Raw genomic sequence first — 26,455 nt, forward strand, 5'->3', positions numbered from 1 at the left:
TAATGGGGTTCAGGCAGTTTCGGCAACGGCAAACGCGCTCACATAACGCGCTTCGTCACTCAAACTCAAATGGATTTTGACAATATTTTTGGCAACAAGCCATTGTTTTAAGGCTTCTTCGCACACAAATTCAGGCTTGCCCGCTTCGTTGTGGCTCACGCTGATGCCGTGAAAACCCACAGGCTCGCGGATGCCCGTTCCCACCGCTTTGGCAAACGCTTCTTTGGCGGCAAAACGTTTTGCCAGAAAACGCACGGCTTCATCGCGGTTTTTCGGCGAAAACTTATCGGCAAATTCCAAAGCCTCAATACGGCTCAAAATACGGCGCGGCAAGGCTTCGCCGTATTTTTTATACAGGGTTTCAATGCGTTTGACGGCAAGAATATCCGTACCGATTCCGTAAATCATGGTGTGTCCTTTTGAGAAAGGTGCTTAAAACGCCCCTTGGCGGGCGCGGAACATGGCTTCTTTCATTTGGCGCACCGCTTCGGGCAAGCCTACAAACAAAGCATGGGCAATCAGCGAATGTCCGATATTCAGCTCGGCAATGTCGGCAATCCGTGCCACAGGCTCAACATTGTGCAAGGTCAAACCGTGTCCTGCGTTTACCGTCAAACCCAAGCTGCGGGCAAACGCAGCAGCTTCGCGGATACGCGCCAATTCGTGTTCGCGGCGAGCAGGCGCGGCATCGGCGTAAGTGCCTGTGTGGATTTCAATCACACGCGCACCCACATCGTGCGCGGCTTGGATTTGTTCGCGCTCAGCAGCGATAAACAGCGACACGCGGATATCCGCCGTGTGCAGCTGTTTCACGTATTCCGCCACTTTTTCCTGCTGCGCCAATACGTCCAAACCGCCTTCGGTGGTGATTTCTTCACGGCGTTCGGGGACAAGGCACACATCTTCGGGCAATACCGCCAAAGCATTGCTCAACATTTCTTCGGTCATCGCCATTTCCAAATTCATGCGGGTTTTGAGCGCGTGTTTGATGGCAAACACGTCTTCATCGCGGATATGGCGGCGGTCTTCACGCAGGTGCAGGGTAATCAAATCCGCGCCGTGGGTTTCGGCGGTGAGCGCGGCTTCCAAAGGGCTGGGGTAAACCGTTCCCCGCGCATTACGCACGGTGGCAATGTGGTCAATATTCACGCCTAGCAACATAACGGTATTTCCTACTGCTGTAAAAAAGGGGAAACGCAGTGTAACAGATTTTGGCGCAGACGTGAAAACACGCAGACACAAGGTCTGCGTGTATTAGGGCGTGTTTATTTGCTTATGCGGCGGAAAATTACAATGCTGCGGTTTCCGTTATCGCCGCGCACACTTTTTCCAGCCATTCGGCATCGGTTTGGTCAAATGCGCCCACGCTTTCCGCATCCACATCCAACACACCTGCGATGTCGCCGTTGCGCCGATACAGCGGCACCACAATTTCCGAACGCGAACGCGAAGAACAGGCGATGTGGTCGGGGTGGACGGATACGTCTGCCACCACTAGGGTTTGCGCCTGCCCCCATGCCTGCCCACACACGCCACGCCCTTTGGCAATGCGGGTGCAGGCAGGCGGACCTTGAAACGGTGCGAGCAATAATTCGTTTTGTTCGTCATTGACTAAATAAAAACCCACCCACAGCCAATCAAACTGTTCTTTCAGCACCGCACACACATTGCCTAAAGCGGCGTTGAGCAATTCGGGTTCGGGGTCAAGCATGGCGCGGATTTGCGGCAGCAGTTCGGCATAACGCTGCGCTTTAGGTAAATCGGCAGCAAGGGAAAATTCGTGCATATACTTTCAATCCGCCAAATGATTCAAACGTTCCACCGAAGGCACAAAATAATATGCCCCCGATACGGCTTGGGTTAAACGCTGCAACATCAAATCGGTGCGCCCGTCTGCGCTGTCGCCAAACATGCTCAATAATTGCTGCTCAATATTGTGCAAACGCGCACTGTAAGCAATAAACATCAAACCGTGTTCGCCCGAAACTTTGCCAAACGGCAGACTGCGGCGCACAATTTTCAAACCCACGCCGTTTTCTTTTAAATTTACACGGGCAATGTGGGCTTCGGGGTGAAGCTGTTCTCCTTCAAATTCAATGTCTTCTTCTTTGCTGCGCCCGATGGCTTCTTCTTGTTGCGCCAATGAAAAACCGTTCCATTTTTTCAAATCGTGGCGGTATTTTTGCAAAACGGCATAGCTGCCACCCGCATCGGCTGCACCCTCGCCAATCGTGCCAACAGTGCGGATATCGTCATCGCCCTGCGGGTTTTCCGTACCGTCAATAAAACCGTCTAAACCGCGTTCCTGATAACGGCGGAAACCGTGTTCTTCGGTTTTCACTTCCACCGCATCGCCAAAGGCACTCAACACGGCTTGGGCAAGGGTGAAATTGGTGTCGTGGCACAAAGACTGGATATGAATCATCAAATCGTGCTGGGTGGCTGCTGCTGCGCCTTGACCCAAAGGGGTAAAGTTTTTCAGTTCTGCGCCTTCGTCTGCGTGATTAAGGCTGCGCCAAAAATCAGCACCAAAACCGATGCTCATGCCCAAACGGTTGTCGGGGAAACGGTTTTGTAAATCGTTTAAAGCGGCTAATGCTTGTTTCGCAGCAGTGGCAATGGCTTGGGGCTGACGGATTTGTGCTTCAATAAATATGCCTGCGGTGCAGTGGTCGGGAATAATGGCGGTTTGCGGGGTGCTCATGGTGGTGTCCGAATCTGTTTATTAAAAGGGAAATCAGGCAGATTGTAACAAAAGCGGCGGATAACGCAACGGGGCGGGTTTAGGAGGCAGACTCAATGATGCCACCACCCAAGCAGATATCGCCGTCATACAGCACGGCAGACTGCCCTGGTGTGACTGCCCATTGCGGGTCGTCAAAATGCAGTTCGGCGCGGTCTTCGCCGCTGTATTGCAAGGTACAAAGCGCATCTGCCATGCGGTAACGGGTTTTGCAGGTATAGCGTCCTGCGGCGGGGGCTTCGCCCTGTGTCCAACTTAAACGGTTCATGCACAGGCTGCGGCTGTACAACAGCGGATGGTCGTGTCCCTGTACCACGATTAATTCGTTATCCGCCAAATTTTTGCCCGCCACAAACCATGCTTCGCCCGCGCCGCCAATGCCTAAACCTTTGCGCTGTCCGAGGGTGTAAAACATCAATCCGATGTGTTCGCCTATGGTTTTGCCTTCGGGGGTGACCATGCGCCCTGCACGGGTAGGCAGGTATTGCTGCAAAAAGGCACGGAAGGGGCGTTCGCCGATAAAGCAGATGCCCGTGCTGTCTTTTTTGGCGGCGGTGGGCAGACGTAATTCGGCGGCAAGGTGGCGCACTTGCGGTTTTTCCATTTCGCCCAAGGGGAACAGGGCGTATTGCAGCTGTTGCGGTTGTAAACGGTATAAAAAATAGCTTTGGTCTTTGTTGTTGTCGCAGCCTTTTTGCAGCAGGTGTACGCCATCGCGCACGGTTTTGCGGGCGTAATGCCCTGTGGCAATGGCTTCTGCGCCTTGTTGCAGGGCGTGTTGCAAAAAGCAGGTAAATTTGATTTCGGCATTGCACAAAACATCGGGATTGGGGGTACGTCCTGCTTGGTATTCTTCTAAAAAATAACGGAATACGCGGTCTTTGTATTGGTCGGCAAAATTCACGATGTCTATATCTATGCCCAGCAGGTCGGCAACGGCAACGGCATCTAATGCATCTTGTTTGATGCTGCAATATTGGTCGTTGTCGTCATCTTCCCAGTTTTGCATAAAAATACCGTGAACGTGATTGCCTTGCTGTTGCAGCAGGTGCGCGGCTACGGAAGAATCAACGCCGCCGGACAATCCGACAATAATGTGTTGTGACATGGTGTTCTCTAAATCTTTATTGGGTATCAATTAAAACAAAGGCTTCGGTTTTGTTGCGCGGTCGCCGCCCCTGCCAAACGGTTTTGCCTGCGGGGGCGTGTTGCTGCTGCGGGTTGTATTGGCGCAAACGGTAACGGCAATGCGCAGCAGCGGGAACGGTGGCGTATTGCGCCCATGCCAAAGCGGCTTCGCTGGCGTGGGGGTCAATAGACAGACATTCGCCTGCGGGCAAGGCAGCTTCAATTTTTGCCACAAGGGGACGGTAGCTTTTGGCAGCGTCTAGCCACGGTAAAAACAAGGTCATCAATAATGCCCACACCAGCGTCACGCCTGCCGCCCAATTGCTCACTGCCTGCCGTCCGCGAATGTGTTTGCGAGTAATCGCCCACACCCACAGCGGGGTAAACAACAATGCCACGGTAATGGGAAAAGGGCTGATTTTAGGCAAGTAATCGGGGCTGAAATAGGCGGCGCGTTCGGCGAGCTTGGCGGGAAAACCAAAGTTCATCGCCAAAAAACCCAACCACAAAAACAACGCCGCCGCACCAAACGCAGCAATGCCGAACCAGTTTAAAAACGCCGCCACGCCACGGCGCAGATAATCCAGTCGCGCCGAACCAAACACCGCCAAAGCAGGCAGCAGCAGCAATAAATGGTCTTGAAAACGCTGCGGCTGCAACAGCACAAACGGCACAAACACCGCCGCCCAACACAGCAGCAGTCGCGCAGACGGCTGGCGCAGCAAATGTTTGCCCGAATGCGCCGTCCACCCCGCCAACGCCCATGCGGGAAAGGCAAACCACAGCAGGTTTTGCAGATAATAGCCGCCGTAAAATCCTGCTTTCAGCCCCGCCATACCGCCAAACGCGCCAAACAAATAATGATGCACATACAAATCAAACGCCACCGCATCGGTTTTCGCTAATACCGCCAACTGCACCGCCAAAGCAGGCAACACACACACGGGTAATCCCACCAATGCCGCTACCAAACCTTGTCGCGCTTCACAAGGCGAATACCGCAGCCACAACAGCAATACCGCCATCACCCCCGCCGCCGCCAACCAACCCGCCGACTGCCCCAATAGCACCGCGCCTGCCGCCGTTACGATAATCCCCGCCGCCGTGTTGCGCCGCAGCCACGCCATGCCCCACAACGCCAGTGCCGTTCCCGCAAACACCACCGACATTGCCCCCAAAAAATGCCCCATGCCCAACATACCCGCCGAGCCGATTAAAATCAATACCGTAGCCCGCCCGCAGTAGCGTCCGAACAATAAATACGCACTCATGCCCGCCGCCGTCAGTCCCAGTGCGGTAAACGACACACTGGCAAAACGCGCCGCCGCGTAAGCATCTGCCCAATGCGGCGACAACAGCGTTTGCCACGTCTTTGCCAACCACACATACACGGGCGCAACTTGAAAATACGGTTCGCCCTGCAAAGTGGGCAGCCAAGCTGTTTTATCTGCCGTTTCGCTAATCACGGCAAATAATTGCGGTTCGGCGGGATTCCACAAATCATGCGAAAACACACCTGGCCACAACCACGCAAACGCCATCAGCAGCAACAACCACACCGATTCGCGGGCAGAAGGGGCGGGGCGGCAATGTTCGGGGGGCAGGCGGGTCAGCATCACAAAAACCAAGCAATCAGCGGGGGCGATATTATAGCCTAAAGTGCATCATATACCGACAGCCGATGATTGGAAAATTGATTGATTAACTAGCTATATAATAGATATATTGTATAATATAAATTTAAGTAACGTTTAACTTATGGATGGTGTTGCACTTTTTTAGACTGCTAGGAACTTTTTCTATGTATTTAATGGAATAAATTCTAATAAATTTAGAGGTGGATATAATTGGTTACTATGGTACATGCATCAATTAATGAAATGAGTGGATATAGGGCTTTTTTTGCTTGGGATATTGAAATTAATTTTTAAAAAACAATCTGTTTAAGTTGGCTTCGGTTTGCATGGCAATGTTTGCCAAGCTTTCGCCGCGTAATTGTGCCAATGTTTCCGCTACTTGGCGCACGTTTGCGGGCGTATTAACGGCATCGCGCCGCATAAAGGGGCTGTCGGTTTCCAAAACCAGTGCATCTAAAGGCAAAACAGCGGCGGCGTGGTGCAGTTTTTTGGCATTCGGGTTGAGCAACATCATGCCAATGCCGATTTTAAAACCTTGTTTGATAAATAATTGTGCGGTTTCCACGCTACCCGAAAACGCATGGGCGATACCGCCTTGTTTAAAACCCGTTTGCTGAAACGCGGCAAACACGGCAGCGCCGGCGCGTACATGATGCAGCACAATCGGGCGTTGGTATTGCTGCGCCAAATCCAATTGAGCAACAAAGCGTTGCGTTTGACGGGCGCGGGCTTCGGCATCGCTGGCGCGGTGAAAATCCAAACCGATTTCGCCCACCCACAGCGCAGGATATTGCTGCAAAGCCTGTGCCAATGCCGCCAAATCGTCTGCGGGATTTTCCACATCAAACCAAGGATGTAAACCCAGCGCAGCGGCGCACACTTCGGGCAGGTGCGATAGCTGGACGACTCTTTCCCAATCGCGGCGGCGCACGGCGGGAACTAAAAAACGGCTCACGCCCGCTTGTTTGGCGGCGGCGATGATATCGGGCAATTGCGCAAACAGCACATCTTCGGCAAGATGACAATGGCTGTCGGTGAGCGCCCAAGTTTCAGCCGACACGGTAAAATGCCAAACTGCCCAATAAATTAGGCAAATGTTCCACACGCATACCGCCACGCATCACGGCGCGTTCCAAAATCCGCACATTGTTGCGGGCGCACAGGCGTTCAAAATCGTGCAGGGTGCAAAGGTGAATATTGGGGGTGTCGTACCAGTGATGGGGCATGCGTTCGCTGACGGGCATGCGTCCGTCTAACAGAATTTGTAAACGGTTGCGCCAATAGCCGAAATTGGGAAAGCTGACCACAGCTTGTTTGGCAATGCGGGTGAGTTCGCGCAAAATGGCTTGGGTGTTTTGCATGGCTTGCAGGGTTTGACTGAGTACCAGTACGTCAAAACTGTGGTCGGCGAACGCGTCCAAACCGCGTTCCAAATCGGCTTGAATCACGTTTACCCCGCGCTCGATGGCGGCTTGTACGCTGTCGGTGTCAATTTCTACGCCGTAACCCGTGCAGTTTTTGTGTTGGGTAAGTGCAGACAGCAGCTCGCCCTTGCCGCAACCCAAATCCAAAACGTGGCTGCCTGAGGGAATCCAGTCGTAAATCAATTGTAAATCATCGCGTAAATTCATGGTTTTTCTTTATTGGGTGGGAAAGTGCCGTTCTGTTTTTCATAAAAAAACGGCAAACGTGCGTATTGTGAAACAAATTTGCGCGTTTGCCAAACGGATTAGCCTGTTATCAGGGTATTTAATCCAATGCAGCCAATAATTTGGCAAAAGCATCTTCAAATTGCTTCAGTCCGTCTGCCTGCAAACGGGTTGCCAGCGCGTCCAAATCCACGCCCGCAGCCTGTACTTGTGCCAGCACTTCGGCAGCGGCATCTACGTTTTCGCTTAAAGTGGCGCGTGCCGTGCCTTGACTGATAAAGGCGTTTAAGGTGGCATCGGGAACGGTATTGACGGTGTGTTCGCCAATCAATTCATCAATATACAGGGTGGCGGGGTAGGCGGGATTTTTTACGCCTGTGGAAGCCCACAGCAGGCGTGGGGGATGGGCGTGATGGCTTTGCAGCAGCTTGGAATAGGCGTTTAAGCTGTGTTGCCAATCGCGGTAGGCGGTTTTGGCAAGGGCAATGGCGGTTTTGCCGCGCAGGGCTTCGGGCAAGCTGTCGTCCACAGCGGCATCAATGCGCGAAATAAAGAAACTGGCAACCATGTGAATTTGATGAACGGGCAAACCTGCTTCGGCACGGGCAGCGATGCCGTCCCAATAGGCGGCGCAGGCGCGTTGGGTTTGGTCGTGGGAAAACAGCAGGGTAACATTGATGTTGATGCCTGCCTGAATCAGTTCGCGCACGGCGGCAATGCCTGCTTCGGTGGCGGGGATTTTAATCATGGCATTGGGGCGGGCGATGGCGGCGTGCAGGCGTTTGGCTTCGGCAACCGTGCCTGCGGTGTCGTGCGCCAGCGCGGGCGATACTTCCAAACTGACAAAACCGCTGCTGCCGTTCGCAGCATCAAATTCGGCACGACAGATGTCGCAAGCTGCCTGTACATCGGCAACGGCAAGGGTTTCGTAAATTTCAGCGGCGGTTTTGCCTTCGTCTTTCAGCGCGGCGATGTCGTCTGCATACAGCGGGTCGCTGGAAAAGGCTTTTTGAAAAATGGCGGGATTGGACGTTACCCCACACACGCCTTGCGCCAACATGTCTGCCAGCGTGCCTTGGCGCAGCAATGAACGTGAAAGGTTGTCCAGCCAGATTTGCTGACCCAATTGTTTGACTTCTTTTAAAATACTCATGCTGTGTGTATCCTGTGTAATCAATGGTTAATAAAGCAGATTTTAGCCTATGTGTTGCTGTTGCGGGCGCAGTTCTTTTTTCAGGCGCAGATAAATGGTGCGCTTGACCAGTGCGATGGTGTCGCCTGCTTCGTCAAACAGGCGCACGGTAAAATCGGGCAGGTATTTTTCGCCGTTGGCAGTGGCGTTTTTGATGTGTTCCACCGTGTAGGCATCTATGGAGCAATCCAAATAAACCGCGCCATAACCTGGTTTGACAAACTCAATTTCGGCGGATTTGTCCCACACATAATGGGTTTGCCCGAAAATGCAGTTGAGCATCATGGCGTAAATGGGGTCGGTGAGCGCAAACAGGCTGCCGCCAAACTGCGAACCGTGTGAGTTTTTGGTAATGCGCCAATCGCGCAGACGGGCGCGGCAATGGGTGTAGTCTTCGGAAAGATGGGTAATCTGTATGCCGCTGAATAATAAGGGTGTCCACAAATTGATGCGGCGGCGCGTGGCTTCGGCGGTTTTTAACGGTTTTTTCGGCATGGGCAACATGGCTTACTCGCTTTCGCCCAAATCAAAAAAACGCTGTTCAAACGCCAAAGTTGCGCCCGTGCTGTCGCAGATTTCGTTGGCAGCGTATTTAATCACTGCCAAAGCGATGTTGTCTTGCGCGTTAATCACAATACCTGCTTCCGCGCCTGCGGGGTCGGTTAATTTATCGCCTGCTGTGAGCGGGGACGTGCCTGTCAGCACCGCCAAGCCGCGTTTAACCTGCCCTCGGTATTGCGCCCGTGCGATGATTTCCTGCCCCGGATAACAGCCTTTGCGGAAATGGACGCCACCGATGGTGTGCTGGTTCAGCATTTGCGCCACGCAGCTTTCGGTGGTGGCAGCGGCAATCCACGGATAACCGCAACGGATTTCGTGTGTGTTCCACACCGCTTCGGCAGCGGCATCATACGGCGGCAGTTCGGCAAGCGGGGCAAGGGTAAATGTGCCGCCGTGGGGCAGGGCGATTTGTCCTTGCGCGGCGGACAACACCAGCGCGGGCGCATCGGCAAACACAATCGGCGCATCCGCGTGTAACTGCCCTGCTGCACCCCAATCCGCCAAAATTTCCAATTGCACTTGCGAGCGCAGCACAAACATTTTTAAGCGTTTGACCACGCTTTCCGCCATATCCGCCGCCAATGCCAGCAAAATTTCATCGCCTTGGCGGTAGGCCAGCATATTGGCAATTACACGCCCTTTGGGGGTATTGTAGGTGGCATAACACGCGTGTTGGTCGGGCAGATTATTGATGTCGTTAGATAATTGGCGGTGAAGAAAATCACGGCAGTCTGCGCCCGATACGCGCACCACAGCGAAAAAGGGAAGTTGGGTGTGTGTCATCATATTGTCCTTTATGTTTTTTATAGTTGATTAAAATCGCAACGATACCGCGTTGCCAACGCCCTGATGTACTATGCGTACACGGCGGGCGTTTCCGCCTTGTCTCGTTTTTATTTTCATCAACTATATTAAGTTGGCATGCTTTGGGGATTACGCCCACCAATGCACCACATACTGCGCTGCCACCACCAGCACAATCACTAACGCCGCGCCGATTTTGGCTGCCGTTCCCACCACAAAACCGACAAATGTGCCGATGCCAACCTTGCCTGCTTTCAGCAAATCGCGTTTGGCAATAAATTCGCCGATGGCTGCGCCAATCAGTGGGCCGAGCAGCAGTCCGATTATCCCGAAAAAAATCCCCGCAATACCACCGATAAACGCGCCCCAAACCGCCTGTTTGTCTGCGCCCGTGTATTTTGCGCCCAACATCCCCGCAACAAAATCCATCGCCATGCCAAACAGCGTGGGCAACAGCAGCAGAATCAGCGTCCACACGGTAATGATTTGGTAATCTTGGGCATACGCCAGCAGCCATGCACCACCGAACATCATCGGCAATCCAGGCAGGGCAGGATAAACCGTCCCTGCCGCGCCTGCCAGCAGCAGGGTTAGGGCAAGGACAATTAGTAAAACGGTAAGCAGGGTCATCAGGGTGTTACATGTGGGAAAAACATCAAGATGGTTGCAGGTGTGGAAAAAACAAGGTTTATACTGCTGCTTCTGCCGTTTCGCCGGTGCGGATGCGGATGACTTCTTCCACGGGCAGGATAAAGATTTTGCCGTCGCCGATTTTGCCTGAACGGGCGGTTTCAATAATGGTTTCTACGGCGCGTTCCACCTGCTCATCGGGCAACACCAATTCAATTTTGACTTTTGGCAGAAAATCAACGGCATATTCTGCGCCGCGATAGATTTCGGTATGCCCGCGTTGTCGCCCGAAACCTTTGACTTCGCTGACGGTCATGCCGGTAATGCCGATTTCGGTAAGGGCTTCGCGCACGTCGTCCAGTTTAAAGGGTTTGATAACAGCTTCAATTTTTTTCATTTTTTGTCCTTTGAGGATGAGGGGTTACAGGTTGTAGCTTACCCAGCCTTGCAGGTTGTCGCGTGCCAAGTCGGCAAGTGCGTCCAGCCAATCGGGGTTGTCGTTCAGGCAGGGAATGTAGTGGAATTGTTCGCCGCCGTTGGCAAAAAATTCTTCGCGCCCTGCGATGGCGATTTCTTCCATGGTTTCCAAGCAGTCGGAGACAAATCCGGGGCAAATCACGTCTAATTTTTTGATTTTTTGTTTTTTCGGCAGCGAAACAAATAAGTCTTGGGTGGACGGTCCAATCCATTTAGCTTTGCCGAATTGGCTTTGGAAAGACACGGTGTAGTCTTGTTCGCCCAAACCCAGTTCGGCGGCAACCAGTTGGGCGGTTTTGCGGCATTCGTGGGGGTAGGGGTCGCCTTTGTCGTGTTGGGCTTGGGGAATGCCGTGGAAACTGAACATCAGCAAGTCGCCTGCGCCGTGTTCGGCACGGTAGTTGCGGATTTGGGCGGCGAGGGCTTTGATGTAGCCTTCGTGGTCGTAAAAGCGGGTAACGGTGCGTACCGACATTTGGTTGCGCTGTTTGAGCAGTTCTTTTAAAACTTTATCAATGGCGGCGGCGCTGCTGCTGGCGGCGTATTGGGGATACAGGGGCAAAACGAGTACGCGCCCGACGCCGTTGGCTTTGAGTTTGGCAAGGGCTTGCGAAACAAGGGGTTCGCTGTAGGTCATGGCGTATTCAATATATAAATCCTGCGGCAGGCGTTGGCGCAGACCATCGCGCTGGCGTTCGGTAAACACTTGCAGGGGCGAGCCTTCGTTCAGCCATACGCGTTCATAGTTTTCGGCAACGTGTTTGACGCGCAGGGGAATCACTGCGCCAAACAAAATGGGTTTCCAAAGGAAAGACGGCAGTTCTACCACGCGTTTGTCGGACAAAAAGCGGCGCAAATAGGGTTTGAGGGCTTCGGGGCTGGGGCGTTCGGGCGTGCCGAGGTTCATCAGCAGAATGCCTGTTTTGTTTTGTTGTTCAAAGGTGATGTGGGGTTCGGTGTGGAAGCTCATGATATTTTGGATTTTTAAAAATTAGGCGGGGGAAACGGGGGGCAGGTTCATTGCCAGCACGGTTTCGCTTTGGCTGCGGCGGAAGTCTGCCAGTTTTTGTGCCAATTCGGGCTGTTGGTTGGCAAGCAGCGAGACGGCAAACAGGGCGGCATTGGCTGCGCCTGCTTCGCCGATGGCAAATGTGGCAACGGGTACGCCTTTGGGCATTTGCACAATGGACAGCAGCGAATCTTCGCCGCGCAGGTATTTGCTGGGAACGGGTACGCCGAGTACGGGCAGGGTGGTTTGGCTGGCAACCATGCCAGGCAGATGCGCCGCGCCGCCTGCGCCTGCAATAATGGCTTGTAAACCGCGTTCGCGGGCGGATTTGGCGTAGTCAAACATCAAATCGGGGGTGCGGTGTGCCGACACCACGCGGGCTTCATAGGTTACGCCGAATTGTTCCAAGATACGGGCGGCGTGTTCCATTACGGGCCAATCGCTGTTGCTGCCCATGATAATGCCGATGGCGGTCATGGCGGGATTCCTTGTTTGAATGGGAAAGAATGGGCTGGATTGTATCGCCGCCCCTTTGATTAGGCAATATTCGCCGACTATGGCGAAAATATCGTGCCAACGCTTTCAGCCACACGGTTTTTGGGAGTAAAATCGCCGCCATTTACCACTAGCGAACAGAAAGCGAGCCGCCTTATGGACGAGCATATCAAAGAAGCCGCCCTTCATTTTCACGAATACCCCAATCCGGGCAAAATCCAAGTTGCCCCCACCAAGCCTTTGGCAACCCAACACGATTTGGCATTGGCGTATTCACCGGGTGTTGCCGCACCGTGTATGGAAATTCACGCCGACCCGCTTGCCGCCTACAAATACACCGCCCGTGGCAATTTGGTTGCCGTGATTTCCAACGGCACGGCAGTGCTGGGTTTGGGCAATATCGGCGCATTGGCGGGCAAGCCCGTAATGGAAGGCAAAGGCGTATTGTTTAAAAAGTTTGCCAATATTGACGTATTTGATATTGAAGTCAACGAAACCGACCCCGACAAACTGGTGGACATTATCGCCGCTTTAGAGCCCACCTTCGGCGGCATCAATTTGGAAGACATCAAAGCCCCCGAGTGTTTTTACATTGAGAAAAAACTGCGCGAACGTTGCAATATCCCCGTGTTCCACGACGACCAGCACGGTACCGCCATTATTACCGCCGCCGCCGTACTCAACGGCTTGCGCCTGATTAAAAAAGACATTGCCGAAGTCACTTTGGTGTGTTCGGGCGCGGGTGCAGCCGCGATTGCCTGCTTGGATTTGCTCGTTGCCTTGGGCATGGAACGCGAAAACATCACCGTATGCGATTCCAAAGGCGTGATTTACCAAACCCGCGAAGACCGCGAACGCATGGACGAATCCAAAGTCCGTTACGCCATTGCCGACAATGGTCAGCGCGTATTGGGCGATGCCGTTACGGGCAAAGACATTTTCTTGGGCTTGTCGGGCGCAAACGTGTTGAAACCCGAAATGTTGCAAACCATGGCGGAAAATCCGATGGTGTTTGCCTTGGCGAACCCGCAGCCTGAAATTTGGCCGCCCGAAGCCAAAGCCGTGCGCCCCGACGTGATTATCGGCACAGGACGTTCCGATTTCCCCAACCAAGTCAATAATGTATTGTGCTTTCCGTTTATCTTCCGTGGTGCGCTGGACGTAGGCGCAACCACCATTAACGAAGAAATGAAACTCGCCTGTGTCCACGCCATTGCCGATTTGGCGATGGCAGAGTCCAACGACGTAGTGGCAGGCGCATACGGCGGCGAAGAGCTGAAATTCGGTGCGGAATACCTGATTCCCAAACCGTTTGACCCGCGCCTGATTGCCTGTATTGCCCCTGCCGTGGCCCAAGCCGCGATGGATTCGGGCGTTGCCACCCGTCCGATTGCCGATATGGACGCTTATGTAGAAAAACTGAACCAGCAAATCTACAAAACCAGCCTGTTTATGCGCCCCGTGTTCTCACAAGCCAAAAAAGAAGTCAAACGCATTGTGTTGGCAGAAGGCGAAGACGAGCGCGTATTGCACGCCGCGCAACAAATTGTGACCCAAAAACTGGCGTTCCCGATTTTGGTGGGGCGCAAAGAGATTGTGGAGCAGCGTTTGCAAGCACAGGGTTTAACCATTCAGGCAGGCAAAGATTTTGAATTGGTGGATTTAACCGACAACCCCTATTACGAAGAAAGCTGGCAGCTGTATTACGACCTGCTCAAACGCCGTGGCGTAACCGCCAAAATGGCACGCCGCCGCGTGGTTGCCAACACCACTTTGGTGGGCGCGGCAATGGTGCGTTTGGGTCATGCCGACGGCATGGTGTGCGGTACGATGGGGCGTTTTTACGACCACTTTGAAATCATGGAAGAAGTCATCGGTTACGACAATCCCGAACGCAACGCCTGTGCCATGAACGCCGTGATTACCAATAAAGGCAATTTCTTTATCGCCGATACCTATGTGATTCACGACCCCACCGCCGAACAGGTTGCCCGCAATACCTTAATGTGTGCCAAAGAAATCAAACGTTTCGGTATTCAGCCCAAAGTGGCGCTGGTGTCCAATTCCAATTTTGGTTCGCATGTGGACAAAGACAGCACCAAAATGCAGCAGGCATTGGAAATGTTGCGCGAATGGGCGCCCGATTTGGAAGTGGACGGCGAAATGCAGGCAGATTTGGCGTTGGACGACGAACTGCGTAAGCAAACCTTCCCCGAAACCACCCTGCACGGCGCAGCCAATGTGTTGATGATGCCGAATGTGGAAGCGGCAAACATCAGCTACAACCTGATGCGTGTTCACGCCACCAACGGCATTACCGTTGGACCGATTTTGATGGGTATGAACAAACCCGTTCACATTATCACCCCGCAATCTACCGTGCGCCGTATCGTTAATATGGTGGCATTAACGGCGGTTGATGCGCAACTGTGGGATAAATAAAACAACTTGCTGGTTTTTTAAATCCCCTTAAAACAAAAGCCCTGTGCGAATCCGTGCAGGGCTTTGGTTTTTTTGTGATGAATTGATTGTTTTTGGATTTAATGAAAAACAATGGTTTATATGTATGTTGATGTAAGGATTGGCGCAATTGCCGAAACATCGTAAAATTACCGTTTTTATCGCAAGTATTAGGAACAGCAATTATGGCAGACTTTAACCAGATTTTAGACGCGGGCGATGTGGACGGCGGCATCATCAATGTGGTAGTAGAAATTCCGCAGGGTTCCAACCACAAAATTGAATGGAACCGCAAATTAGCCGTGATGCAGTTGGACCGTGTTGAACCGCAGCTGTTTGCCAAGCCCACCAATTATGGTTTTATCCCGCAAACTTTGGACGAAGACGGCGATGAATTGGACGCACTGATTATTACCGACACGCCGCTGCCTACTGGTATTTTCTTGGAAGCGCGTATTATCGGCGTGATGAAGTTTGTTGATGACGGCGAAGTGGACGATAAAATTGTGGTTGTTCCCGCTGACGACCGCCACACAGGTAATGCCATTCAAACTTTGGACGATTTGCCCGCGCAACTGATTAAGCAAATTGAGTTTCACTTTAACCACTACAAAGATTTGAAAAAAGCAGGCACCACCAAAGTGGAACACTGGGGCGATATTGATGAAGCCAAAGCCGTGATTCGTGAATCACAGGCGCGTTGGCAGCAACGTTAAATTGGGTAGCGGGCAGTTTGCCCGCTTGATGCACAACCGATTTTTTTTGACACCACTGCCATGACCACCCAACCCAATGTATCGCGCCGCCTGCTGCTGCTGGGCGGTGCTGCTACTTTGTTGCCCGTGCCACTGCGTGCGGGCGCACAGCGCGAAGAAACCCTGTCTGATGACGTTGCCAGCGTGATGCGCGGCTCGGTGGAACACGCCAGCCCGCCGCGTTTGGTGTTTTCCCGTGCCATAGACGGACAACGTTGGCTGAACGATATGTCGGCACGGCTGGCGCGGTTTCCGCCTGCGGGCGAGTGGGAACGCCGCCGCATGCTCACCATGATTCAATACGAAGCCACCCGCGCCGATTTGGATGTGCAGCTAATTTTGGGGCTGATTGAAGTAGAAAGCAATTTCCGTCAATACGCCGTGAGCAATGTGGGTGCCAAAGGGTTGATGCAGGTGATGCCGTTTTGGCAGAAATACATCGGCAAACAAAATCATAACCTGTTTGATATGCGTACCAATTTGCGCTACGGCTGCACCATTTTGCGCCACTATAATAATTTGGAAAACGGCAATATGCGCCGCGCCCTTGCCCGTTACAACGGCAGTTTGGGCAGCGATAAATATCCCAATGCCGTTATTGGCGCATGGCAGAACAACTGGCAATGGCGCGCCTGAACACACACCGTTTAGAGGAACACATCAATGGGGCAAATCACTTTAGACAAAACCGATTTGAAAATCCTGCAAGTGTTGCAGGAAAACGGGCGTTTGAGCAATGTGGAGCTGTCTGACCGCGTGGCACTGTCGCCCTCGCCGTGTCTGCGCCGTCTCAAGCAGTTGGAAGAATCGGGCATTATCCGCCGCTATGCTGCCCTGCTTGCGCCTGCGCGTTTGGATTTGGGTTTGCAGGTGTTTATCCGCGTGTCCATCAACAAAGCCCCCGATGCGCGTGAAGAATTTGCCCGCGCCGTATTGGGTTGGCAGCAGGTATTGGGTTGTTACGCGCTCACGGGCGAAACCGATTTTCTGCTGCACGCCTTTTTTACCGATATGACGGCGTTTTCGCATTTTGTGCTGGACGTGTTGTTGTCGCACACGGCGGTACTGGACGCGCATTCCAGCTTTGTGTTGAAAGAAATCAAAAACACCACATCGCTGCCCTTGGGGCATTTGCAACCGGGGTATGCGCCTTAAACAAGGGTATTTTAAAAAATCCGTACCAATATCAAGTTTGGTACGGATTTTTTATATATTTAATTTTAAATAAAAAGTGTGAATGACAGTAGGGTGGGCTTAACTAGGAATGCAATTTGAGTAAAAACTCATCAAAGTTATTGGCTATGTGACTGACTTGCATTCTGATATTGCCTGAACCATCTTCAATAAAATGATCATGATACATTAAAACAATACTGGGCTCGTTTGAATGATGGCGATAATCAAAGCAAATGTAATCGCCATTCCCACTACAACCAAAAGCAATGATTTGATTGCCATAAGCATATTCATCATGGATTTGAGAGTCAGTATGGATACTTGAACCATCTGCTATTTCGCTTTTATACCCGAAAAATACAATGTCTCTTTCATCTTTTTCGCCATCACTATTAACAAAATCAAAAATATTGTCTTCAAGATATAAATAATCGTGCTGACTTATGAGTGAAATGTACGTTTCTGGAAACTGTACGCCTGCTTGTTGTGCAAAACGTTCAATAATGGCACGGGAAACAGAACCTTCATCGTGCCAGATTTTTAAATGTTTCATAAATAAAATCTTGATAAATCTAATCTGACTTGGGTGTACTCATTAAACGCACGGCTTTCAGCGTGCCATGTGCGGGCGAGTAGGATACCAATCCGACAAATCCGCCGCAGGGCGCGTAGGCGCGTAAGGGCGTGTGTGCGGGTGCTGCGCCCTTCCAAGCGGGTAAACGCCCACAATGGACATCGCGGGCGGTGTCGGCAGAAACATCAATGCGCGGCAGGTGCGTTACCAAGGCATCGCAGGGCAATAACAGCGCATCACGGGCATTCTCGCCCAGCTCGGCAAGGTGGTCTAAAGTGTGGGCGTTGGCAACCGAAAAACCAGCGGTGGCGGTACGGCGCAGGGCGCTTAAATGGGCGAATGTGCCGATGTGTTTGGCGATGTCTTCTGCCAAAGTGCGAATATAAGTGCCTTTGCTGCAACGCACGTCCAGCGTGGCAAACGGCGGGGAAAAATCGCTGATGTTGATTTGGTAGATGGTGATGTCGCGTGCTTTGCGCTCGATGGTAATGCCTTGACGGGCGTATTCGTACAGGGGTTTGCCTTCGTGTTTGAGGGCGGAAAACATGGGGGGAACTTGGCGGATTGTGCCTGTGAGTGCGGTACAGGATTGTTTAAATTCGTTTAAAGCTATATCGCTGCGGGCAGTGGCGATGATGTCGCCTTCGGCATCGCCTGTGGTGGTGGCTTCGCCAAGTTTGAGGGTGGCGGTGTAGGCTTTGTCGGCATCCAATAAATATTGGGCGAATTTGGCGGCTTCGCCAAAGCAGACGGGCAGTAATCCGCTTGCCAAGGGGTCTAATACGCCTGTGTGCCCTGCTTTTTCGGCGCGGTACAGGCGGCGGGCGCGTTGTAGGGCGGTGTTGCTGCTGATGCCTAGGGGTTTGTCTAATAATAATACGCCGTGAACGGGGCGTGTGGTGGTGGTGGTCATGACGGGTGTGGGCAAAAAGGCGAATGATACCCGATTGTGTACGGCTTTGCGCCCGAATGCGGCAAAATCGGGTAAAATGGACAGTTTCGCAATCTTTTTGTTTAAAGTTTCACTGTCCTATGCCGCTGCATTCGCTTCTTACCGTCCTTGCCGACAACCAAGCCCACCACATTACCGAATTGGCACACGCTGCGGGTCGCCGTCCCGAATTGCTCAATGCCCTGTGGCAGCAAACCCCGCCGCACATCCGCGGTTTGCTGCGCCAGAAAGACGGTTTTTGGCAGTTGGTGCGCCCTTTGGCGTTGTTGCCCGAAAATCATACTGCGCCGCATTTCCGTGTGGAAGTGTTGCGCGAAACCACTTCTACCAACGAGGTTTTGTTGGACGCGGTCAAACGCGGCGAAGCCATTCACCGCCGTGTGGTGGTGGCGCATCATCAAACGGCGGGGCGCGGACGGCAGGGCAGGGCGTGGGAAAGCCGTGCGGGCGAATGCCTGATGTTCAGCATCGGTTACACCTTTGGGCGCGAGCGTGCCGAATTGGGCGCGTTGGCACTGGTCACGGCGCTGGCGTGTCGTGAGGCATTGGCGGCTTTGGGTTGCCCCGTGCAAATCAAATGGCCCAATGATTTGGTGGCGGGCTTGGACAAATTGGGCGGGATTTTAATTGAAACGGTGCGCCGTGATGAGCAGATTCATGCGGTTATCGGCATCGGCATCAATTTTGTGCTGCCCAAAGACGTGGAAAACGCTGCTTCGGTGCAATCGGTGTGCGAAGCGAAAATTTTACCTGCCGATTTGTTGGACGGTATTTTAAGCCGTTTGCACCAAAGCCTGCCGCAGTTTGACGGACACGGTTTTGCGCCCTTTCAAGCGGCATATCAGGCGGCGCACCGCGACCACGGGCGTGAAGTGGCAGTATTGCACGAAGGCGCGGTTCAGCACGAAGGGCGTGTAACGGGTGTGGCGGCAGACGGTATGTTGCAGCTTTTAACCGAAGCGGGCGAAATCCGCATTGCCAGCGGCGAAACCAGCTTGCGTCTGCCGCAGCAGTTGGCAAACGACAACACTGCGGAAGCCGCTGCGCCCGTGCGTTATTTATTGTTGGACGGCGGCAACAGCCGTTTAAAATGGGCGTGGGTGGAAAACGGCAATATTGTGGCAACCAATCACGCGCCTTATCGCAATTTGGACGTATTGCATGATGAATGGCTGCAATATGGCGCGGGGGTGTCGCGGGTGGTGGGTTCGGCGGTGTGCGGCGCAGCCAAACAAGCCATGGTGGCAGCGCGGCTGCCGCACGTTAAAATTGAATGGCAAACCTCGATGAAACGCGGTTTGGGGATTTACAACCACTATCAAAATCCCGCCGAACACGGCGCAGACCGTTGGTTTAATGTGTTGGGTAGTCGCCGTTTCAGCAGCCGCGCCTGTGTGATTGTCAGCTGTGGTACGGCCGTTACAGTGGATGCGCTCACTACCGACAACCACTATTTGGGTGGTACGATTATGCCGGGGTTTCATCTGATGAAAGAATCGCTGGCATTAAAAACCGCCAATTTGAACCGCGTTCCGGGCAAACTGTTTCCTTTTCCCACCACTACTGCCAATGCCGTAGCAGGAGGCATGATGGATGCCGTTTGTGGCTCGCTAATCCTGATGCACAGCCGCTTGCAGGCGCGTAACGGCGGCGAAGCCGTGGACGTATTACTCACCGGCGGCGGCGCAGTTAAAGTGGCGCGCGCCCTTCCCGAACAATTTACTTTAGACAATAGCGTGAAAATTGTAGATAATTTGGTGATTTTCGGACTTCTTAACTGGATTGAACAAGCATGAGACATCTGTTTTACATTTTGGTGATGCTCAACATCATCGTGTTTGCCGCCATTATCGGCAACAAAGTGTTCAGGCAGTATCTGCCCGCGCAGCCGCAGGGCAACGCCCAAGCCCCGCAGCAGCAACCTGTAGTGGTGTCGCCCCCACAAATTATTATTAACACAGGCGATTTACAAAATGCCAGCGCCGTACGTGCCGCCGTAAACGGCAGCAATGTACAAGTACAGCAGCCCAACCGCCGCGCCGTTCAAGCCCAGCAGGGCAAACCCGCCCCGTCCCGCGAAAAAACCGCCGACAAAGCCCACAAAGCCCCTGCCGTGCGTAATATCAGCGTACAGGGCAACAACAGCGAACCCGTTGAGCGTTTGGGTACGCCGCGTGTACAGTATAAAGCCTGTTCTGCGCGTGTCAGCATTCCCGAAGACGACTATCACCGCATCAAAGGCTTGTTGCGTAAATACCCGCACGCTGCCAGCCGTCAGGTGGTACAGGGTGGTGGCGAAGACGGCGGACAAAGTTCTGCCCGCATGAACGTCCTGTTTATGTCGGTAAACGACCAAGAAGCAGGCGCGATTCAAGGCGTGGTAGGGCGTTACGGACAATTAAGCCGCACCCCCTGCAATCACTAAACCCTCATTTTGTTGTGAATTTGCAACATGGAAACCCCTTCCATGTTGCACTTTATTTTGAGCATTTTAAGGAAAAAAACACTATGCCCGAACACCGCCGTTATCCCGAATTATTACGCAGCCGCAGCTACCAAGCCTGCAAACAGGTCAGCCGTTATTTAGACGATTACCGTTTGGACGGCGTGATTGGACTCTTCCCTGTGGTGGGCGATGCGGTTGGACAAGGTTTTAATGCCGTTTATCTGTATGTGGCAGCAGTAAAACTGCGCTCGTGGCGTTTGTCGCTGGTGGTGTTGTGTAACGGTTTGATAGACACCGTGATTGGTCTGATTCCCTTTTTGGGTGCGGTGCTGGATTTTTTCTATCAAGCCAACAAACGCAATTTGGCGTTAATTGAAGGCTTTGCCACAGGCGATGCCGAAGTGGTGCGCGAAGTGAACCGCCGTGCGCTGGTGTCGCTGGGACTGATTGCGCTGCTGCTGGTGTCGGCATACTGGTTGGCAAAATTGGCGTGGGCAGTGCTGATGTATCTGTGGCAAAGCGCAACGGGCTTATTCTAAAAAAACAACAGCCTGAAGAAAAATCAGGCTGTTGTTTTCATTTAAAAACGGCGTTTTAATTTGCATTCCTGCATAATGGCGACTGCCAATTCTTCCACCGATTTATGCGTGGTATTGGTAAACGGAATGCCGTGGCGGCGGAACATGGCTTGCGCGTCTGCCACTTCATTGCGGCAGGTGTTTAAATTGGCATAACGCGAATCGGGACGGCGTTCTTGGCGGATGTCGTGCAAACGCTCGGGCTGAATGGTTAAACCAAATAATTTGTGCTTGTGGTTTTTGACCATGCGCGGCAAGTCGGTGGTGTCCAAATCATCGGGCGTTAAAGGATAATTGGCGGCGCGGATGCCGTATTGCAACGCCAAATACAAGCAGGTAGGTGTTTTGCCGCTGCGCGAAACGCCCATTAAAATCACATCTGCTTCTTCCAAGTTTTTATCGGACACGCCATCATCGTGGTTAAGCGAAAAATTAACCGCTTCCATACGCGCATCATAGCGTTCCAAATTATGCACGCGGCTTTGCACCGAATGTCGCGCCCGCACGCCAAATTCTTCTTCCAACACCCCCAAAAACGCATCAAAAAAACTCAAATGCAAACCTTTGCTGGTTTTCACGATTTCGCGCACTTCGTCATTGACAATGCTGGAAAACACCAAAGGACGCGCTTCGTCTTCTTCAGCGGCGCGGTTGATAATCTGCACCAAGCCGTGGGCTTTGTCGGCGGTATCCACATAGGGGTAGGTGGAACGTTTAAATTTCATGTTTTCAAACTGTTCCAACAGGGCATCGCCCATGTTTTCAGAGGTAATGCCTGTGCGGTCGGAAACAAAAAAGGCACGGCGGCGGGCTTGGGTCATGGCGGGATTCCTTTGCTTGGATAAACAACAAAACGCCATTATAACGCGCTTTTACACGCCTTGCGCCTTGCCCCTTAATTGCGCGATGCGCTGTACGATGGCATCAGCGGCGGCATCTTTGCTCATTTCGGGTAGCGCGGTTTCAGCAAAATCATCTAGTAAAACAATCTTATTGGTGGTTTTTCCCATTGCTTCGAACACTTGGTTCGCCACCAATAAAGGGACGTTTTTCTTGGCGCGTTTGGCGCGGGCGTAGTCCAACACGTTTTCGCTTTCGGCAGCAAAACCCACGCAAAACGGCGCGTTTGGCATCGTGGCAACCGATTGTAAAATATCGGGGTTTTCTACCAATTCCAATACGGGCGCGTTGCCCGTTTTTTTCATTTTCTGCGCCGAAGCATTGGCAACGCGGTAATCCGCCACCGCCGCCACCGCAATAAAAATATCGCTGTCGGGCAACTGCGCCTGCACCGCTTCATACATTTCACACGCGCTTAATGCCTGCTGTGTAAACGTTAAACCCGCAGGCAAAGGCACGGACAATTTGCCGTACACCAGCTTAACCGCTGCACCCGCCCGCCGACACGCCCGCGCCAATGCCACGCCCATTTGTCCGCTGGAAATATTGGTGATGCCGCGCACGGGGTCTATCGCTTCATAGCCTGCGCCTGCGGTCAGCAGCACGGTTTGCCCTGCCAAAAGTTGCGGCGACCACACATCGGGCAGCAAATCCGCCAATTCCGCCGCTTCGGGCATTCTGCCTGCGCCCACTTCGCCGCAAGCCTGTTCGCCGTGGGCGGGCGCAAACACGGTAATGCCGTCTTGCTGCAACTGCTTGATATTGCGTTGATTGGCGGGGTTATGCCACATTTGCACATTCATGGCAGGGGCAACCGCCAGCGGACAGGTTCGCGCCGCCGCCAGTTCGGTAATCAGATTGTCGGCAATGCCGCGGGCGATTTTGGCGAGGGTGTTGGCGGTGGCAGGCGCAATCAGCATCACATCGGCGGCGCGGGTGGCGTTGATGTGCGCCATGCCGTTGCCCGTGCCGCCGTTTTCGGTGAGGACGGGATTGCCGCTTAAGGCCTGAAAGGTTTGTGCGGACACAAATTCGGTGGCGGCGCGAGACATGGCAACGGTAACGCTATGCCCTTGTTTTTTCAGCAGGCGCACCAGTTCGCAGGATTTATACGCGGCAATGCCGCCGCAAACGGCTAATAGAATGTGTTTGGACATGGTTTTTATTGAATTTAATTTGTGTAAATAGTGGTTTATTGGGCGTATAGGCGTTTTAGGGCGGCTTGGGCGAATTTTTTGGCTTCTTTATTATCATTTTGCTGGGCGGCTTGACGGTACCAATAGATAGCCTGCTCTCGGTCTTGGTTAATACCTTCTCCATGTTCATACATCACGCCCAAACTAAGCTGTCCCGATGCATACCCCTGTTCGGCTGCCTTACGAAACCACTCCGCCGCTTGTCGGTTATCTGTACTTACCCTATCCCCATTGTAGTACATCAAAGCCAAATTATATTGTGCATTGACATTGCCTTGCTCAGCAGCCATTCTAAGTTCTACTAATGCCTCATCTCCATTCAGAGCAACATCACGCCTTGGTCTGTCAATTTGCTCTTTGCCTAAAGCTGATGCTTCCGAATAGCGATTTTGCGATGCAGTTACATCAGTTTCTGAACGATGGGGAATTTCCATTATTACCAAAGGCTCCGAGTTGTTTATATCTATAGCTGATTCACTCTCCGAGTAGTCAGCAACTTCCACTGCTGCCGAAGACGCTACCTTATTTGTATATTCTGTCACAGATGAAGCCTCTCCCCAAGACTCCGAAGCAGCATCTTGTACTCCTATTGCACTGGCATCCGAAGCATAAACGGCAGAAGCATTATCCATTCCCTCTATATCCGATGCGCTTTCGCTCAAAGCAGGGGTTTCCGCGATATAGACATCTAGTTTTGCATGTTTATCATAATACGAAGCCAAAAACAGCAGCATCATCAATGTAATAATCACAAAAAAGACTACATTAAACACATTTTTATCTGCCTTGTTTTGCTCCTCAGCTTTTGTTGTCGGCTTAACCGCAGCCGCTTTTTCAGGCTGCTTGTGCAGTGCGGGCGGCGGCGTGGCGGTTTCACTGCCATTGTTTGCCGCATTATTAAGGGCTTGGCGCATTTGCGCCACCGTTTGAAAGCGTTGCGGCGGTGCCAAACTAAAGCCCTTGTCCACCGCCGCCAGCCATGCCTGCGGATAGCGGACGCGGTAGTCGGGATTATCGGTCAGCGTAGGCAACCTGCGGCCGATGCGGTCAGTCGCAGGCAGCGGCAGCTTGCCCGTTACCGCTTGATACAGGCAGGCGGAAAGCGCGTATAAATCGCTAGCAGGCGACAGTTTGCCGCTGCCGCCGTATTGTTCAATCGGCGAATAGCCTTGACTGATAAACAGCAGCGAACTTTGCGTATTTGGCCCAGCCGCAAAACGCCTTGCCGCGCCAAAATCAATCAGTATCGGTGTGTTCTCCGCCAGCAGAATGTTTTGCGGCTTAATGTCGCGGTGCAGAATGCGCTGATTGTGCAGATATTCTAAAGCATCAAGCAGTGGCAGAAAAATGTTGTTTAATTTTGTGCGGTTGGGCTGGGGGTGCTGGCGCAGGTAATCAGAAAAAGTGTCGCCGCCAATATAGGGCATCACAAAATAAGCGGTGCTGTTGGCTTCAAACAAGTCGGTTACGGGAACGATATTGGGGTGTTTCAGTCGGTGCAGCAGTTGCGCTTCACGGAAAAAATAGCGCATACCGCGTTCAAATAATTCGCGGTGGGCGTGATGGGGTAAAACTTCGCTGCTCTTGGGCAGGCGTTGTGCCAATTCAGATGGGAAATATTCTTTGATAACAAAGCGGTTGCCCAAACGGATGTGTTCGGTCAGATAAGTTACACCAAAACCGCCCGAACCGAGTATGCGGACAATGCGGTAGTTTTGGTGAAGTAGCTGTTCGGCAGTAAGCGGGTAGGGGTGGGACATTGGGGAAAGCAAGTCAATGCAATTGGGCGAAATATAACATTTCTTTATCGTTGCGGCTATGCGGGCAAATGCGGGGCAACAGCACTTTTAAGCAGTTCCACCAATTCGGCATCCATATAACGGTAATCATCAGGAATATCCAACACAATTAGGGTTTTGTGCTGCAATGCGCGGGCAAATGTGGCGCGTAGGCGCGATTGGTGTTTTTCTTCCATTACCAAAATTTTGTCTGCCCACGCAATATCCGCCGCGCTAACGGTGCGCCGTGCATTGGGCGATGTCCCTGCAGAACGTACCTGAATAGAGGGATGGCGGCGGAAAATGGTTTCGGCAGTGGGGCTACGCCATTGGTTGCGGCTACAAATAAACAGTAAATTCATGTTTCTGACGAAAGGTAAATGTGGATTCAGGCAGTTTTCGCCATGGGAAAACTGCCTGAAAGGGTGTGAAAACAATCAATCAAACCATTCGGAATGGAAGGATTGGGCGCATATGGGATAGATAAAACGCAATTGCCTGGCGCGGCGGACTTTTTCGCTGCGGCTGTACATCAAGCCCCAATCTTTTTCCAAACAGCGCGGTTCTGGGATTTTGCGCGGGGTGGCGGATTGGTTGTGTTGGGAACGACGTTTTTGCCAACGCCGCCATGCACGGGTGCGATTTTGGGGGATATTATCCATTTATTCAAAACCTTGTAATATTAACAAATCAACGGGTTCAGCAGCCGCGATATGAAATATCAAGCAATGGGTTTTGGATGCGGATAAAAATCGGATATTACGGTGTGCGCGGGTGTGTTGTCAAATGGCTTTTATTGTGGTGGAAAAGTGTTTATAGTTTGCGCCTGTTGTTTTACCTGTGGAATACCGATGAAACCTGCTCAAAAAATCATGCTGGCGGTGCTGTTGCTGCTGTTTGCGGCGGCGAAGGTGGCGATGTTGCTGTGGTGGCAAAGCCGTCAGCCTGAAGTACAAACGCTGTCGTGTAATCCTGCTGCCGAAGGTTGTCGTTTTGACGGCGGGGCGCAATTGAAGCTGATGGGGGTGGGCGGGAACGAACAGCCGTTTGCGGTGTCGGTATCGGGTTTGCCTTTGGATACGCAAGCGGTGTCGCTGTCGTTTGCTATGCGGGATATGGACATGGGCTTTAACCGCTTTGATTTGCAACACAAGGGGCAGGGCGTTTGGCGGGGCGAGCAGCTGCGTTTACCTGTGTGCAGCTTGTCGCGCCACGATTGGATTGCGGAATGGACGGTAGATGGCAAGCGTTATCAGGCGGATTTTCAAACACAATAATGCGCGTGCGCGGTTGAAAAGCCACAGGCTGCGGCGTA

Annotated in this window: 30 protein-coding genes; 8 read left to right on the forward strand and 22 right to left on the reverse strand. The window is 52.5% G+C overall.

Annotated features, from left to right (window positions below; genetic code table 11):
* Positions 1 to 9 precede the first annotated feature (9 nt).
* The 15 genes from acpS to purE all read right to left on the reverse strand — a co-directional run bounded on the left by acpS (position 10) and on the right by purE (position 12,307).
* Entirely contained in the window at positions 10 to 408 is a 399-nt protein-coding gene (acpS, locus tag H3L98_RS06545; protein ID WP_027021292.1) for a holo-ACP synthase, read from the reverse strand.
* Between the two features lie 24 nt (positions 409 to 432).
* The gene (locus H3L98_RS06550) at positions 433 to 1,161 is read right to left on the reverse strand and encodes a pyridoxine 5'-phosphate synthase (RefSeq protein ID WP_027021293.1); all 729 of its coding nucleotides are present in this window, start codon (positions 1,159 to 1,161) and stop codon (positions 433 to 435) included.
* Positions 1,162 to 1,288: 127 nt separating this feature from the next.
* The gene (locus H3L98_RS06555) at positions 1,289 to 1,786 is read right to left on the reverse strand and encodes a GAF domain-containing protein (RefSeq protein ID WP_027021294.1); all 498 of its coding nucleotides are present in this window, start codon (positions 1,784 to 1,786) and stop codon (positions 1,289 to 1,291) included.
* A gap of 6 nt (positions 1,787 to 1,792) precedes the next feature.
* A complete protein-coding gene (locus tag H3L98_RS06560) occupies positions 1,793 to 2,704 on the reverse strand; it encodes a Dyp-type peroxidase (protein ID WP_027021295.1) in 912 nt (303 codons plus the stop codon).
* A 79-nt stretch (positions 2,705 to 2,783) separates the two neighbouring features.
* Positions 2,784 to 3,878, reverse strand: coding sequence for a tRNA 2-thiouridine(34) synthase MnmA (gene mnmA / locus H3L98_RS06565; protein ID WP_027021296.1), 1,095 nt, complete (start codon positions 3,876 to 3,878; stop codon positions 2,784 to 2,786).
* Positions 3,868 to 5,487, reverse strand: a complete 1,620-nt coding sequence (locus tag H3L98_RS06570) for an ArnT family glycosyltransferase (RefSeq protein ID WP_027021297.1) — start codon at positions 5,485 to 5,487, stop codon at positions 3,868 to 3,870. The genes mnmA and H3L98_RS06570 overlap by 11 nt, the downstream gene beginning before the upstream one ends.
* A gap of 304 nt (positions 5,488 to 5,791) precedes the next feature.
* Positions 5,792 to 6,568 carry a TatD family hydrolase gene (locus tag H3L98_RS06575; RefSeq protein ID WP_027021298.1) on the reverse strand — a complete coding sequence of 259 codons (777 nt, stop codon included), beginning with the start codon at positions 6,566 to 6,568 and terminating at the stop codon, positions 5,792 to 5,794.
* Positions 6,558 to 7,139: a methionine biosynthesis protein MetW gene (gene metW, locus H3L98_RS06580; protein WP_027021299.1), complete on the reverse strand. Its 582-nt coding sequence runs from the start codon at positions 7,137 to 7,139 to the stop codon at positions 6,558 to 6,560. The genes H3L98_RS06575 and metW overlap by 11 nt, the downstream gene beginning before the upstream one ends.
* A 118-nt stretch (positions 7,140 to 7,257) precedes the next feature.
* Positions 7,258 to 8,310 carry a transaldolase gene (gene tal / locus H3L98_RS06585; protein ID WP_027021300.1) on the reverse strand — a complete coding sequence of 351 codons (1,053 nt, stop codon included), beginning with the start codon at positions 8,308 to 8,310 and terminating at the stop codon, positions 7,258 to 7,260.
* A gap of 42 nt (positions 8,311 to 8,352) precedes the next feature.
* Positions 8,353 to 8,844, reverse strand: a complete 492-nt coding sequence (locus tag H3L98_RS06590) for a DUF4442 domain-containing protein (protein WP_246327795.1) — start codon at positions 8,842 to 8,844, stop codon at positions 8,353 to 8,355.
* 12 nt (positions 8,845 to 8,856) lie between these two features.
* Positions 8,857 to 9,693: a CAF17-like 4Fe-4S cluster assembly/insertion protein YgfZ gene (gene ygfZ / locus H3L98_RS06595; RefSeq protein WP_027021302.1), complete on the reverse strand. Its 837-nt coding sequence runs from the start codon at positions 9,691 to 9,693 to the stop codon at positions 8,857 to 8,859.
* 150 nt (positions 9,694 to 9,843) lie between these two features.
* Complete coding sequence (locus tag H3L98_RS06600) at positions 9,844 to 10,344, reverse strand: DUF456 domain-containing protein (RefSeq protein ID WP_034333004.1); 501 nt, start codon at positions 10,342 to 10,344, stop codon at positions 9,844 to 9,846.
* A 58-nt stretch (positions 10,345 to 10,402) separates the two neighbouring features.
* Positions 10,403 to 10,741: a P-II family nitrogen regulator gene (locus tag H3L98_RS06605; RefSeq protein WP_027021304.1), complete on the reverse strand. Its 339-nt coding sequence runs from the start codon at positions 10,739 to 10,741 to the stop codon at positions 10,403 to 10,405.
* A gap of 24 nt (positions 10,742 to 10,765) precedes the next feature.
* On the reverse strand, positions 10,766 to 11,791 hold the full coding sequence (gene hemH / locus H3L98_RS06610) for a ferrochelatase (RefSeq protein WP_034333005.1): 1,026 nt from the start codon (positions 11,789 to 11,791) through the stop codon (positions 10,766 to 10,768).
* A 21-nt stretch (positions 11,792 to 11,812) separates the two neighbouring features.
* A complete protein-coding gene (purE, locus tag H3L98_RS06615) occupies positions 11,813 to 12,307 on the reverse strand; it encodes a 5-(carboxyamino)imidazole ribonucleotide mutase (protein ID WP_027021306.1) in 495 nt (164 codons plus the stop codon).
* Positions 12,308 to 12,481: 174 nt separating this feature from the next.
* On the opposite strand from purE, the gene H3L98_RS06620 reads away from it, so the two are divergent.
* The 4 genes from H3L98_RS06620 (at position 12,482) to H3L98_RS06635 (ending at position 16,695) form a co-directional block, all read left to right on the forward strand.
* Entirely contained in the window at positions 12,482 to 14,767 is a 2,286-nt protein-coding gene (locus H3L98_RS06620; RefSeq protein ID WP_027021307.1) for an NADP-dependent malic enzyme, read from the forward strand.
* 203 nt (positions 14,768 to 14,970) lie between these two features.
* Positions 14,971 to 15,501 (forward strand): inorganic diphosphatase, encoded by a 531-nt coding sequence (locus H3L98_RS06625; RefSeq protein WP_027021308.1) that lies wholly within the window; start codon positions 14,971 to 14,973, stop codon positions 15,499 to 15,501.
* 60 nt (positions 15,502 to 15,561) lie between these two features.
* Positions 15,562 to 16,176: a lytic transglycosylase domain-containing protein gene (locus tag H3L98_RS06630; protein WP_027021309.1), complete on the forward strand. Its 615-nt coding sequence runs from the start codon at positions 15,562 to 15,564 to the stop codon at positions 16,174 to 16,176.
* Positions 16,177 to 16,203: 27 nt separating this feature from the next.
* Positions 16,204 to 16,695 carry an Lrp/AsnC family transcriptional regulator gene (locus H3L98_RS06635; RefSeq protein ID WP_027021310.1) on the forward strand — a complete coding sequence of 164 codons (492 nt, stop codon included), beginning with the start codon at positions 16,204 to 16,206 and terminating at the stop codon, positions 16,693 to 16,695.
* A 103-nt stretch (positions 16,696 to 16,798) separates the two neighbouring features.
* Here H3L98_RS06635 and H3L98_RS06640 read toward each other — a convergent pair whose 3' ends face one another.
* Both H3L98_RS06640 and truB read right to left on the reverse strand, forming a co-directional pair.
* Complete coding sequence (locus H3L98_RS06640; RefSeq protein WP_027021311.1) at positions 16,799 to 17,269, reverse strand: SMI1/KNR4 family protein; 471 nt, start codon at positions 17,267 to 17,269, stop codon at positions 16,799 to 16,801.
* A 19-nt stretch (positions 17,270 to 17,288) separates the two neighbouring features.
* Positions 17,289 to 18,203, reverse strand: coding sequence for a tRNA pseudouridine(55) synthase TruB (gene truB, locus H3L98_RS06645; RefSeq protein ID WP_027021312.1), 915 nt, complete (start codon positions 18,201 to 18,203; stop codon positions 17,289 to 17,291).
* Between the two features lie 119 nt (positions 18,204 to 18,322).
* Here truB and H3L98_RS06650 point away from each other — a divergent pair, with 119 nt between their 5' ends.
* From H3L98_RS06650 to H3L98_RS06660, 3 genes are all read left to right on the forward strand, one after another.
* Positions 18,323 to 20,038, forward strand: coding sequence for a biotin--[acetyl-CoA-carboxylase] ligase (locus H3L98_RS06650; RefSeq protein WP_027021313.1), 1,716 nt, complete (start codon positions 18,323 to 18,325; stop codon positions 20,036 to 20,038).
* The gene (locus H3L98_RS06655; RefSeq protein ID WP_027021314.1) at positions 20,035 to 20,667 is read left to right on the forward strand and encodes a hypothetical protein; all 633 of its coding nucleotides are present in this window, start codon (positions 20,035 to 20,037) and stop codon (positions 20,665 to 20,667) included. Before H3L98_RS06650 ends, H3L98_RS06655 begins: the two co-directional genes overlap by 4 nt.
* A gap of 83 nt (positions 20,668 to 20,750) precedes the next feature.
* Entirely contained in the window at positions 20,751 to 21,227 is a 477-nt protein-coding gene (locus H3L98_RS06660) for a DUF4112 domain-containing protein (RefSeq protein ID WP_027021315.1), read from the forward strand.
* A 41-nt stretch (positions 21,228 to 21,268) separates the two neighbouring features.
* Here H3L98_RS06660 and ppsR read toward each other — a convergent pair whose 3' ends face one another.
* The 5 genes from ppsR to H3L98_RS06685 all read right to left on the reverse strand — a co-directional run bounded on the left by ppsR (position 21,269) and on the right by H3L98_RS06685 (position 25,802).
* Positions 21,269 to 22,087, reverse strand: a complete 819-nt coding sequence (gene ppsR, locus H3L98_RS06665) for a posphoenolpyruvate synthetase regulatory kinase/phosphorylase PpsR (RefSeq protein WP_027021316.1) — start codon at positions 22,085 to 22,087, stop codon at positions 21,269 to 21,271.
* A 51-nt stretch (positions 22,088 to 22,138) separates the two neighbouring features.
* Positions 22,139 to 23,323: a bifunctional phosphopantothenoylcysteine decarboxylase/phosphopantothenate--cysteine ligase CoaBC gene (gene coaBC / locus H3L98_RS06670; protein ID WP_027021317.1), complete on the reverse strand. Its 1,185-nt coding sequence runs from the start codon at positions 23,321 to 23,323 to the stop codon at positions 22,139 to 22,141.
* Positions 23,324 to 23,358: 35 nt separating this feature from the next.
* A complete protein-coding gene (locus H3L98_RS06675; RefSeq protein WP_051531966.1) occupies positions 23,359 to 25,122 on the reverse strand; it encodes a serine/threonine-protein kinase in 1,764 nt (587 codons plus the stop codon).
* 56 nt (positions 25,123 to 25,178) lie between these two features.
* Positions 25,179 to 25,502 carry a low molecular weight protein tyrosine phosphatase family protein gene (locus H3L98_RS06680; RefSeq protein WP_027021318.1) on the reverse strand — a complete coding sequence of 108 codons (324 nt, stop codon included), beginning with the start codon at positions 25,500 to 25,502 and terminating at the stop codon, positions 25,179 to 25,181.
* A gap of 75 nt (positions 25,503 to 25,577) precedes the next feature.
* Positions 25,578 to 25,802, reverse strand: a complete 225-nt coding sequence (locus H3L98_RS06685; RefSeq protein ID WP_027021319.1) for a hypothetical protein — start codon at positions 25,800 to 25,802, stop codon at positions 25,578 to 25,580.
* A 189-nt stretch (positions 25,803 to 25,991) separates the two neighbouring features.
* Here H3L98_RS06685 and H3L98_RS06690 point away from each other — a divergent pair, with 189 nt between their 5' ends.
* Positions 25,992 to 26,417: a hypothetical protein gene (locus H3L98_RS06690; protein ID WP_027021320.1), complete on the forward strand. Its 426-nt coding sequence runs from the start codon at positions 25,992 to 25,994 to the stop codon at positions 26,415 to 26,417.
* Positions 26,418 to 26,455 lie beyond the last annotated feature (38 nt).

Origin of the sequence: Conchiformibius steedae (assembly GCF_014054725.1) — a bacterium.
Taxonomy (GTDB): Bacteria; Pseudomonadota; Gammaproteobacteria; order Burkholderiales; family Neisseriaceae; genus Conchiformibius; species Conchiformibius steedae.

Excerpts from the sequence above, each read along its gene's own strand:
- acpS (WP_027021292.1), bottom strand. The coding sequence starts at position 408 with ATGATTTACGGAATCGGTACGGATATTCTTGCCGTCAAACGCATTGAA.
- H3L98_RS06550 (WP_027021293.1), bottom strand. The coding sequence starts at position 1,161 with ATGTTGCTAGGCGTGAATATTGACCACATTGCCACCGTGCGTAATGCG.
- H3L98_RS06555 (WP_027021294.1), bottom strand. The coding sequence starts at position 1,786 with ATGCACGAATTTTCCCTTGCTGCCGATTTACCTAAAGCGCAGCGTTAT.
- H3L98_RS06560 (WP_027021295.1), bottom strand. The coding sequence starts at position 2,704 with ATGAGCACCCCGCAAACCGCCATTATTCCCGACCACTGCACCGCAGGC.
- H3L98_RS06570 (WP_027021297.1), bottom strand. The coding sequence starts at position 5,487 with ATGCTGACCCGCCTGCCCCCCGAACATTGCCGCCCCGCCCCTTCTGCC.
- metW (WP_027021299.1), bottom strand. The coding sequence starts at position 7,139 with ATGAATTTACGCGATGATTTACAATTGATTTACGACTGGATTCCCTCA.
- tal (WP_027021300.1), bottom strand. The coding sequence starts at position 8,310 with ATGAGTATTTTAAAAGAAGTCAAACAATTGGGTCAGCAAATCTGGCTG.
- H3L98_RS06590 (WP_246327795.1), bottom strand. The coding sequence starts at position 8,844 with ATGCCGAAAAAACCGTTAAAAACCGCCGAAGCCACGCGCCGCCGCATC.
- ygfZ (WP_027021302.1), bottom strand. The coding sequence starts at position 9,693 with ATGACACACACCCAACTTCCCTTTTTCGCTGTGGTGCGCGTATCGGGC.
- H3L98_RS06600 (WP_034333004.1), bottom strand. The coding sequence starts at position 10,344 with ATGACCCTGCTTACCGTTTTACTAATTGTCCTTGCCCTAACCCTGCTG.
- H3L98_RS06605 (WP_027021304.1), bottom strand. The coding sequence starts at position 10,741 with ATGAAAAAAATTGAAGCTGTTATCAAACCCTTTAAACTGGACGACGTG.
- hemH (WP_034333005.1), bottom strand. The coding sequence starts at position 11,791 with ATGAGCTTCCACACCGAACCCCACATCACCTTTGAACAACAAAACAAA.
- purE (WP_027021306.1), bottom strand. The coding sequence starts at position 12,307 with ATGACCGCCATCGGCATTATCATGGGCAGCAACAGCGATTGGCCCGTA.
- H3L98_RS06620 (WP_027021307.1), top strand. The coding sequence starts at position 12,482 with ATGGACGAGCATATCAAAGAAGCCGCCCTTCATTTTCACGAATACCCC.
- H3L98_RS06625 (WP_027021308.1), top strand. The coding sequence starts at position 14,971 with ATGGCAGACTTTAACCAGATTTTAGACGCGGGCGATGTGGACGGCGGC.
- H3L98_RS06630 (WP_027021309.1), top strand. The coding sequence starts at position 15,562 with ATGACCACCCAACCCAATGTATCGCGCCGCCTGCTGCTGCTGGGCGGT.
- H3L98_RS06635 (WP_027021310.1), top strand. The coding sequence starts at position 16,204 with ATGGGGCAAATCACTTTAGACAAAACCGATTTGAAAATCCTGCAAGTG.
- H3L98_RS06640 (WP_027021311.1), bottom strand. The coding sequence starts at position 17,269 with ATGAAACATTTAAAAATCTGGCACGATGAAGGTTCTGTTTCCCGTGCC.
- truB (WP_027021312.1), bottom strand. The coding sequence starts at position 18,203 with ATGACCACCACCACCACACGCCCCGTTCACGGCGTATTATTATTAGAC.
- H3L98_RS06650 (WP_027021313.1), top strand. The coding sequence starts at position 18,323 with ATGCCGCTGCATTCGCTTCTTACCGTCCTTGCCGACAACCAAGCCCAC.
- H3L98_RS06655 (WP_027021314.1), top strand. The coding sequence starts at position 20,035 with ATGAGACATCTGTTTTACATTTTGGTGATGCTCAACATCATCGTGTTT.
- H3L98_RS06660 (WP_027021315.1), top strand. The coding sequence starts at position 20,751 with ATGCCCGAACACCGCCGTTATCCCGAATTATTACGCAGCCGCAGCTAC.
- ppsR (WP_027021316.1), bottom strand. The coding sequence starts at position 22,087 with ATGACCCAAGCCCGCCGCCGTGCCTTTTTTGTTTCCGACCGCACAGGC.
- coaBC (WP_027021317.1), bottom strand. The coding sequence starts at position 23,323 with ATGTCCAAACACATTCTATTAGCCGTTTGCGGCGGCATTGCCGCGTAT.
- H3L98_RS06675 (WP_051531966.1), bottom strand. The coding sequence starts at position 25,122 with ATGTCCCACCCCTACCCGCTTACTGCCGAACAGCTACTTCACCAAAAC.
- H3L98_RS06680 (WP_027021318.1), bottom strand. The coding sequence starts at position 25,502 with ATGAATTTACTGTTTATTTGTAGCCGCAACCAATGGCGTAGCCCCACT.
- H3L98_RS06685 (WP_027021319.1), bottom strand. The coding sequence starts at position 25,802 with ATGGATAATATCCCCCAAAATCGCACCCGTGCATGGCGGCGTTGGCAA.
- H3L98_RS06690 (WP_027021320.1), top strand. The coding sequence starts at position 25,992 with ATGAAACCTGCTCAAAAAATCATGCTGGCGGTGCTGTTGCTGCTGTTT.